This is a genomic window from Cyanobium sp. T1G-Tous, from assembly GCF_024345455.1.
In the GTDB taxonomy this organism is placed as follows: Bacteria; Cyanobacteriota; Cyanobacteriia; order PCC-6307; family Cyanobiaceae; genus Cyanobium_A.
This window is the reverse complement of sequence record NZ_JAGQBD010000041.1, coordinates 1-7349: the sequence shown is the minus strand read 5'-3', so window position 1 is coordinate 7349 and position 7349 is coordinate 1. Positions and strand designations below refer to the sequence as shown.

Genomic DNA, 7349 nt, shown 5'->3' with positions numbered 1-7349 from the left:
GTTCACGGTGGTCTTGGAAACAGCTGGACTGAACGCCACCGAACTCAGCGCCTATTGCCGTGAACGGGGTTTGTATCCGGAGCAGGTGGAACGGTGGCGCCAGGCATCCCAGGATGCCAATGAAAATTCAGTGCTCACCTTGACAGAGCAGAAGGATCTAGACCGACGCCATCAGCAGGACCAGCGAGAAATCAAACAGCTCTAGCCGAAGGCTTCTCCGACGGAGTAACAAGAGCTGCGCCGTAAGGAGAAGGCACTGGCAGAAGCAGCGGCACTGCTGTTGGCAGCAAAAAAGATCCAGGCCTTCTGGGGAGAGGACGCGGACGACTGACCTCGCCCGCCGCCCGCCAGAAGGCTTTGCAGATCATGGATGAGGGGATTGCCGCTGGTGCTCGTGCCAGACAACTGGCCCTGCTGTTGGGCATTGGCCTCACCACGCTGCAGCGCTGGCGCCGCCAGTTTGCGGGTGATGGGGACGGTGTGGATCGTCGCAAGGGCAGCAGCCGCCATGTGCCCCACCGCCTCAGCGAGGAGGAACGCCAGCGGATCTTGATCACCTGCAACGAGCCCGAATTCGCGGCGCTGCCGCCGGGCCAGATCGTGCCTGTTTTGGCCGATCGCGGGCTTTATATCGGTTCAGAGCGCAGCTTCTACCGGGTGTTGCACTGCCATGGCCAGGCCAACCGCCGTGGTCGGGCTAGGCCCCCGCAGGAGCCGCGCCCTGTGCCACGGCTGCGGGCCGCAGGGCCAAATCAGGTGTGGAGCTGGGACATCACCTATCTGCCCACCACCGTGCGCGGGGTATGGCTGTACCTCTATCTGGTGATCGACATCTGGAGCCGAAAGGTGGTGGCTTGGGATATCGCCGAGCGCGAGGATCCAGCAATCGCAGCGGATCTGGTGAGCAGGGCCTGCCTGCGTGAGCGCATCAGCAAGGGGCGCCGGCAGCCTTTGATCCTGCAAGCCGACAACGGCAACGCCATGCGTGCGGCCACGCTGGAAAGCCGGCTGGAGGAGCTGGGCGTACTGCGGTCCTTCTCCAGACCAAGGGTTAGCAACGACAACCCCTACTCCGAATCGCTGTTCCGCACAGCAAAATACCGGCCCGATTACCCAAGGCGGCCATTCGCCAGCGTGGAAGAGGCATGCTTGTGGGTGGCGTCATTTGTGGACTGGTACAACCACCGGCACCGCCACAGCGGCATCAAGTTCGTGACGCCCCACCAACGCCACAGTGGCTAGGCCGTTGACCTCTGCCGGCATCGTGCCCACGTCTATGAACAGGGACGCCAGCGGAATCCACGTCGCTGCTCACGATCATCGCGCTGCTGGCGTCAACCAGAGGTGGCCTGGATCAATCCTCCACAACCGGAAATCGACCCAAGACCAGCTAGGTTTGCCATGGCTGCATGAATGGCAGCAGAGACGTCATCTTTCCTGACAGCTACCGAAAGCGGCCCGCTCGGAGCAGAAGCATTTCGACTTAAGCTGCGTTAAGCCAGCATCATTAGCAGTTGCCAAAAGTCATCATTTCGTTCATTTCATTCCGATACTCGCTAATTAGCTGCTGCCCATGGCCAACTTGTACGCCTAGTCGTGCCAGGCGTCTCATCAGGGCATCAGCTGGTTCGAATCGCGCAAGCAACTGTTCTGCTTTTTGGTAAATCGAGCTGCATCCCTAAGTGCAAGTGTTGCAACTAGGCAACAGGTTGAGCAGGTGACAGGCACAATCAGTTGCTCTTGCATCGAAAAAGGCGTAGTGGGAGAAGCCGAAGAGGCGCGTACGATTGTGTCAAGCAATCCAGAAAGACAGATAAGGTTGAAAAGTAGCGCCGCACCGTCAACAATCAAGTGGCACAAAGTGAGTTGGGCCACAGGCGAATAGAAGGCAAACAGATAAATTGGCTCTAATATATGGCAATCCGAACGATCAAGCAATGAGATTCCTGCTTCTCAAGGGATAATGGCCGGGCTGGCACATGGCAGGGATGTCTCAGCGTGCCAGGCTTGCGAGAGGATGTCACGCGTTGGCTGAAAGTCGAGGAATGGGTGCACAAACTAAACTGACTTGTGACCCAGCGTCGTGTGGGAGGCTTTGAAGCGCGTGTTATGCAATATGAATGCGACCACCTTAATGACATACTGTTGCCGCAATGACTCACCTCAACACATCAGTTTGGTTGCATAGAGGAGCTAGTCGGTAGCGGAAAAATCACAATCTCACAGCCATAGACATGTTTGAATTCAATCATCGCAAGCTTCATCAAAACAATCAGAACACACCATGGAATCAGCTGTGGCGACAACCGCTGGCGGCAATGATCCGGATGCCATGGTGGCTGTTCTTCGCAACAATGGTTGCCATCTACTTGAGCCAAATCATCATCTTTGGCTTGATTCTGAGCCTTGATGCGCGGCACATTGTGGGCGATGCTCCTATGGGCATACCGAAGCCATTTGCCTTTGCAATCGAATCTTTTCTAGCCAACGCATTCAGTGGGTTGGAACCCAACTCAAGGTTCACCTATGCCATTGCCGTGCTAGATCTGATCAGCGGGTTGATCACATTATCAACATTGACTGCCGTTGTATTCTCCAGGCTAAGCAGCAACGAAATGCCACTCATATTCAGTCGACATCTATGCATTAGTAGCCTTGACAATGGCCATCTGTACTGCCGTTTTGTAACAACAGATAGAAGCCAGTGGCTCAACGTATGCTATTCGCTTTCGCTAATTTTTGACGACGAGCCAGAGCCTGGCCTATGGCAACGGCGCATCGTTCCATTAACAACTCTGAATACAGGCACGCCTCAATTGAGTCAAACAGCAACGCTCACCCACAACCTCGATGAGGGCAGCCCGATTACACAAATGGGAATCGAGGGCCTCTTGCAACGCAAAGCGGTGATCATGCCACTAGTGGAAGGCATTGACGAAATAACTGGCTCTGGATTAGTGCAGACATATCTTTACTCGGTAAAGGACATCATGCTCGGCTACCGCTATGGCGACCTGGTGAGCAGCGACAACAAGGGGCAACGACGCATCAATATTCAAAAATTGAACAATATCGTTGCTTACAACGCAACATCGTGAAGGTAACTAGGTGATGGGCTTCTCCCGCGGTAGCCACGACAAAGTGGCAGAGTCTGTCTTTAGTCGTGGAAAGAGCTAATGTAAAATCACAAGCTGCAGACGATGGAGTTCCGTCATAACCAATCGCTCTAGACGCGAGCGCTTCATGCCTGCAATGCACTCGTGCTGGTGGGCATGGCGAGCAGTGGATTACAGATTTACAACGCTAATCCCGTATTTGGCGGGCAATCTGGAGACCCCATACCCAGTTTGCTCACGCTCGGTGGCTGGCTGGCTGGCGGACGGTGGTGGCACTTCGGGTTCATGGGCATCTTTGCACTCGTTCTAGGCAGCTGGCTGCTGCTGTTATGGCAGTTGCAGAGGGAGCGGCTTGGTCGTGGTGGGGATCTTGGAGCACTCAGGTCCAGTACCCCCAGAAAGCGCAACTATGCGCTGCACAAGCTCATTTACACGCTGATGTTGATGGTGCTGTCTGTAGCGCTGCTCACCGGACTGGCGATGTACAAACCCGCCACGCTGTGGTGGCTATCGGGTTGGTTCGGTAGCTGGCAACAGCTACGCGTGCTGCACTTTGCAACCATTCCGGCCATGGCGCTGCTCGTGTTGTCCCATGTGCCGCTGTCGTTGAAACTCGGCGGCCTGCGCTTGTTCAGAGCAATCACCTGGTAGAAACCATGAAATGCCGGAGCCTGCTGCAATCAGCCCTTGGGTCGGGTGGCGTTTTAAGCCTCGGAGGTTGCGCTCTCAACCCGCTGGGCCCAGAGGTGGCTCAGCTCACACGCCCCCTGAACGAGCGATCGAATCCTGAATGCAAACCAATGGTGCCGTTCCAGAATTTGCAAAAAACCAAGTGGAGCCCTCAGCACTACTGGTGAATAGCTTCAACGGTGTGCCAGAGATCAATGCAGCCAGTTTTTCACTCACCGTGGATGGTTTGGTGCAACAACCACAACAACTAAGTCTGAGCGCACTCGACCAGTTCACCCAGCAGGAGATGGTTATCCGGCATGTTTGCGTGGTAGGCTTGGCATTTATTGTGGCCTGGGGAGGTGTGCAGCTTGGCGATATGCTCAGGCTGGCAAGAGTGTCACCGCTGGCGGGGTATGTGGCCTTCGAATCAGCGGATGGATACTTCGAAACCTGGGATCTATGCAAGGCGCTCCATCCCCAGACATTGCTGAGAACCAAGATGAATGGAGCCCCCTTACCTGCCGCCAATGGAGCACCACTGCGGTTGGCCTCCCCCCTGAAGCTGAGCTACAAGCTGAGCAAGTGGATCACCGCTATTCACGTGCTTAGCACCCTGAATCCTCAGCGGCTCGGCACGTGGGAAGATCAAGGTTATGAGTGGTTTGCAGGTTTATGAAAGGCACGATCGCTTTATAACACGTCAACCCAAAGAGCATCCAGCGTGAAGAACAACATGGCTCCAGCAAGATCGAGCCAGTCCGCGGACAAAACGGGGATCGCACTCGCTTTAGCAACAACCGGGCTTGAGGCTCTCCAGCCCCTAGTGCTGGTGCTCGCTTATCAACTGGGCTCAACGCGATTGGTGAATGGGCATAACCCGATTAACTTCTGCAATGGCCTGTTATTTGGCAACGCTTTCAGCCTGGTGGCGCTATTGCTGGCAAGACGCTTCCAACGACAGCGCGACCAACGAAGCAGAGATCAGGAAACGGCATGGAACTCAAGACTGGCCTTCACATCTCTCCTCCCAATTGGTTGCAATGCCCTGCTAGAAGTGGCACTGGTGATTGCTTTTTCTCGGATCAGCGCCATCCAGGTCACCCTCACCGTGGCCTGTACAGCTATCGCATTGATGATTTGGGACTGCCTTGATCAACGCAAAGCGCCGAAGACCATCCCTACCGTGGGAGCCGTTCTTGTGGCTCTCTCCGCCTGGATTGCACTGGGGCCGACAACAGACACAGAAACAGGCGTAGAGCTCAGCGCCATGGGAGTGAAACTGATACCCAATACAACTACTGGCAATGGATTGCTTTTGGTCCTTATCCTCATGCTGGGCATGCTGTATTACAAGTACTCAGAGCCAGTTACGCGGGAGGCCAGCATATTCGCCTATGCCATCTGGCAAACCGGCGTGCAAACATTCATTTTCTTCATTTGGGCAATCACTACATTTGGTTTGGCCCATCTCTACGACCTACAGTCCCCTCTACTCTGGCAAGCGATGCTTGTCTACGGTGGCGTGATCTCCACGGCTTATACATTAGTGGAGGCGGCCGCCCTGGCCAAAGCAGGCGGAACACTCGTTGCCCTTTGCGAGGGTTTTCTACCGTTCGCTAGCGGACTGCTCGCTTGGCTCATCTTAAGAGAACAACTAACCTTCAACCTCGTCATCAGCTGCGTGATCGCAGGAGCCGGCATTGGCTTGATTGAAGCCCAAAAACTACGCAGTCGCGATCAGGCCGCAATCGACCCATAGTTATTATCAATAACGACCCTCAGGATTGTGCCTAGTCAGACGCCACGCCGATTGTTAATGCACCGATTGTTAATGCGCTGATTAGCGATCTCAACCGCAGACCATCAAAGGAAATATCTAGAGCCTCAAGACCATCGCGTATCAGATTGATGGGCCTGCTGCTGCAAGGATTGGGGCCGGTCGCACAAATGGAAACATTGCAACATATGGGATCCGCACCCTCTTCCTACCACCCACCTGCAACGCCGGTCGGTGAGACGGGTGCCTGAGCTGCGCGCATCAAGGAGGAACGCCCCCTCGGGGGCAATCTGGGGACGCTAGGAAAGGCCGATCAAGGCGATATCGGCTACGGCTGAAATGCTCTGAAACACTAAGAGGTGGAAAGCCAGCCGACCTCAATCCATGCTCGCAGCCGCAGCGAGAACACCTGTGACACAAATTGAATCAGCACTAGGCAAGGGACCTAGTCTTAAGCGAATACAAGTCACAATGCAGGTGCTGGAAGGTTCTCTAACTGCTGTTCGTGCGGGCCTTGATGGGATCAGGGCCTATGGGTATATCAGCTTAGTGATCGGTATTTTGATCAGTTGTTTTGGTGTCCAACGGATCGATTCTTCAGCGCGTGGATGGAGGAATCTCGGCTTCCGTTTGCTGATCATCCCAGGGTTTGCTTTGTTATGGCCTTGGCTGATCAAGCGGGTCTGGCTGGGTACTCCTCCAGCGGTTGAGCGCAATGCCCATCGGCTGGCGGCCCGCCCATGATCTGTTGTCGACGTCAGGCCCATCGATGGTTAATCACCGTGTTGGCCGTTCTTCTCCCATGGATGGCGGTGAGCGCCGTGATGCAGCGACCCGAAATCCCCCCTGTTGGAGGAGGTTCATCGTCCTTATTCTCTCGTGCGGACCTAAGTGACGCCGTCGCGCAAGGTCGACTGCTGTCTCGTTTCAGCTGGACAGCTCAGGGCACGCAGCTGAGGGGGCAAGTAGAGGCTTTCAGCTCAGGCCGAGAGCTTCAATTGCGCGTCACCCCTGAGGGGCAACTCAATGTGGCTGACCCACTGCTCTATTGGAAGCGCACCACCACGAATCCCGTTGAGCTTCAGAAAGCGCAAGTGTTGGGCTCGATCGCGGGAGCCGGGACCCACATGTATCTCTTACCTGAAGTGGTTAGCAATGCCCTCCATTCTGCGGAGCCTGGACAACTACTGCTGGTGAATCCCCTCAACCAAAGCGTCTTATCAACCTTGATTTTGCAGTCAATTCCACTGGGAGTGAATCAGCCATGAGCCATGGCTACGTAGCGGTGCAATGGACGCGCCGAAAACTCATTTACGACGGCATTCTGCTCGGGGCGGTCAGTGTCTACCTGCTGCTGTTCATGGCGATCAGCCATTGGTGGGCCGCAGCAGCAAATGCTCCCTTGGAGACCGACGGGGTCGCCATCCGGGCCTACGGCAGTGCGGCCTATATCCTGTTACATCTAACCCTTTCGATTGGCCCTCTCGCCCGTCTCAACCCGCTCTTTCACACCCTGCTGTTTAACCGCCGTCACATGGGGGTGTTGGTGTTTTTGCTGGGCTTCTTGCACGTCAACGGTTGGCATTTGCCAATGGAACCCTGGAGTTGGCTTGGGCAGAAAGCCCCAGAGCTGCCGTGGAGTTTCCATGGAGCGCTGAATTGGTACAACGACTTCGGTAATCGCGATCCGCTGGTAAGTTTATTCACCAGCAATCGACACTTCAACAACTTTGAGTTGTTTCCCTTTGAGTTGTTGGGGGTCGTGGGCTTGGCGGTGCTGTTTG

Annotated in this window: 5 protein-coding genes and 3 pseudogenes; all 8 read left to right on the top strand. The window is 55.2% G+C overall.

Translation table 11 applies throughout. From position 1 onward, the window contains the following. Positions 1-205 (top strand): annotated as a pseudogene (locus KBY75_RS14915) (IS3 family transposase); the annotation flags it as partial. Between the two features lie 161 nt (positions 206-366). After that, positions 367-1242 carry an IS3 family transposase gene (locus KBY75_RS14910; RefSeq protein ID WP_255024516.1) on the top strand — a complete coding sequence of 292 codons (876 nt, stop codon included), beginning with the start codon at positions 367-369 and terminating at the stop codon, positions 1240-1242. A 992-nt stretch (positions 1243-2234) separates the two neighbouring features. Beyond that, positions 2235-3098: a hypothetical protein gene (locus KBY75_RS14905; protein ID WP_255024515.1), complete on the top strand. Its 864-nt coding sequence runs from the start codon at positions 2235-2237 to the stop codon at positions 3096-3098. Between the two features lie 144 nt (positions 3099-3242). Further along, positions 3243-3767: pseudogene (locus KBY75_RS14900) on the top strand (cytochrome b/b6 domain-containing protein); the annotation flags it as partial. Positions 3768-3906: 139 nt separating this feature from the next. Continuing rightward, complete coding sequence (locus KBY75_RS14895) at positions 3907-4464, top strand: molybdopterin-dependent oxidoreductase (protein ID WP_255024514.1); 558 nt, start codon at positions 3907-3909, stop codon at positions 4462-4464. 45 nt (positions 4465-4509) lie between these two features. Then, on the top strand, positions 4510-5547 hold the full coding sequence (locus KBY75_RS15405) for an EamA family transporter (RefSeq protein WP_255024513.1): 1038 nt from the start codon (positions 4510-4512) through the stop codon (positions 5545-5547). A gap of 402 nt (positions 5548-5949) precedes the next feature. Then, positions 5950-6309, top strand: coding sequence for a hypothetical protein (locus KBY75_RS14885; protein WP_255024512.1), 360 nt, complete (start codon positions 5950-5952; stop codon positions 6307-6309). A 520-nt stretch (positions 6310-6829) separates the two neighbouring features. Further along, positions 6830-7349 (top strand): annotated as a pseudogene (locus tag KBY75_RS14880) (ferric reductase-like transmembrane domain-containing protein); the annotation flags it as partial.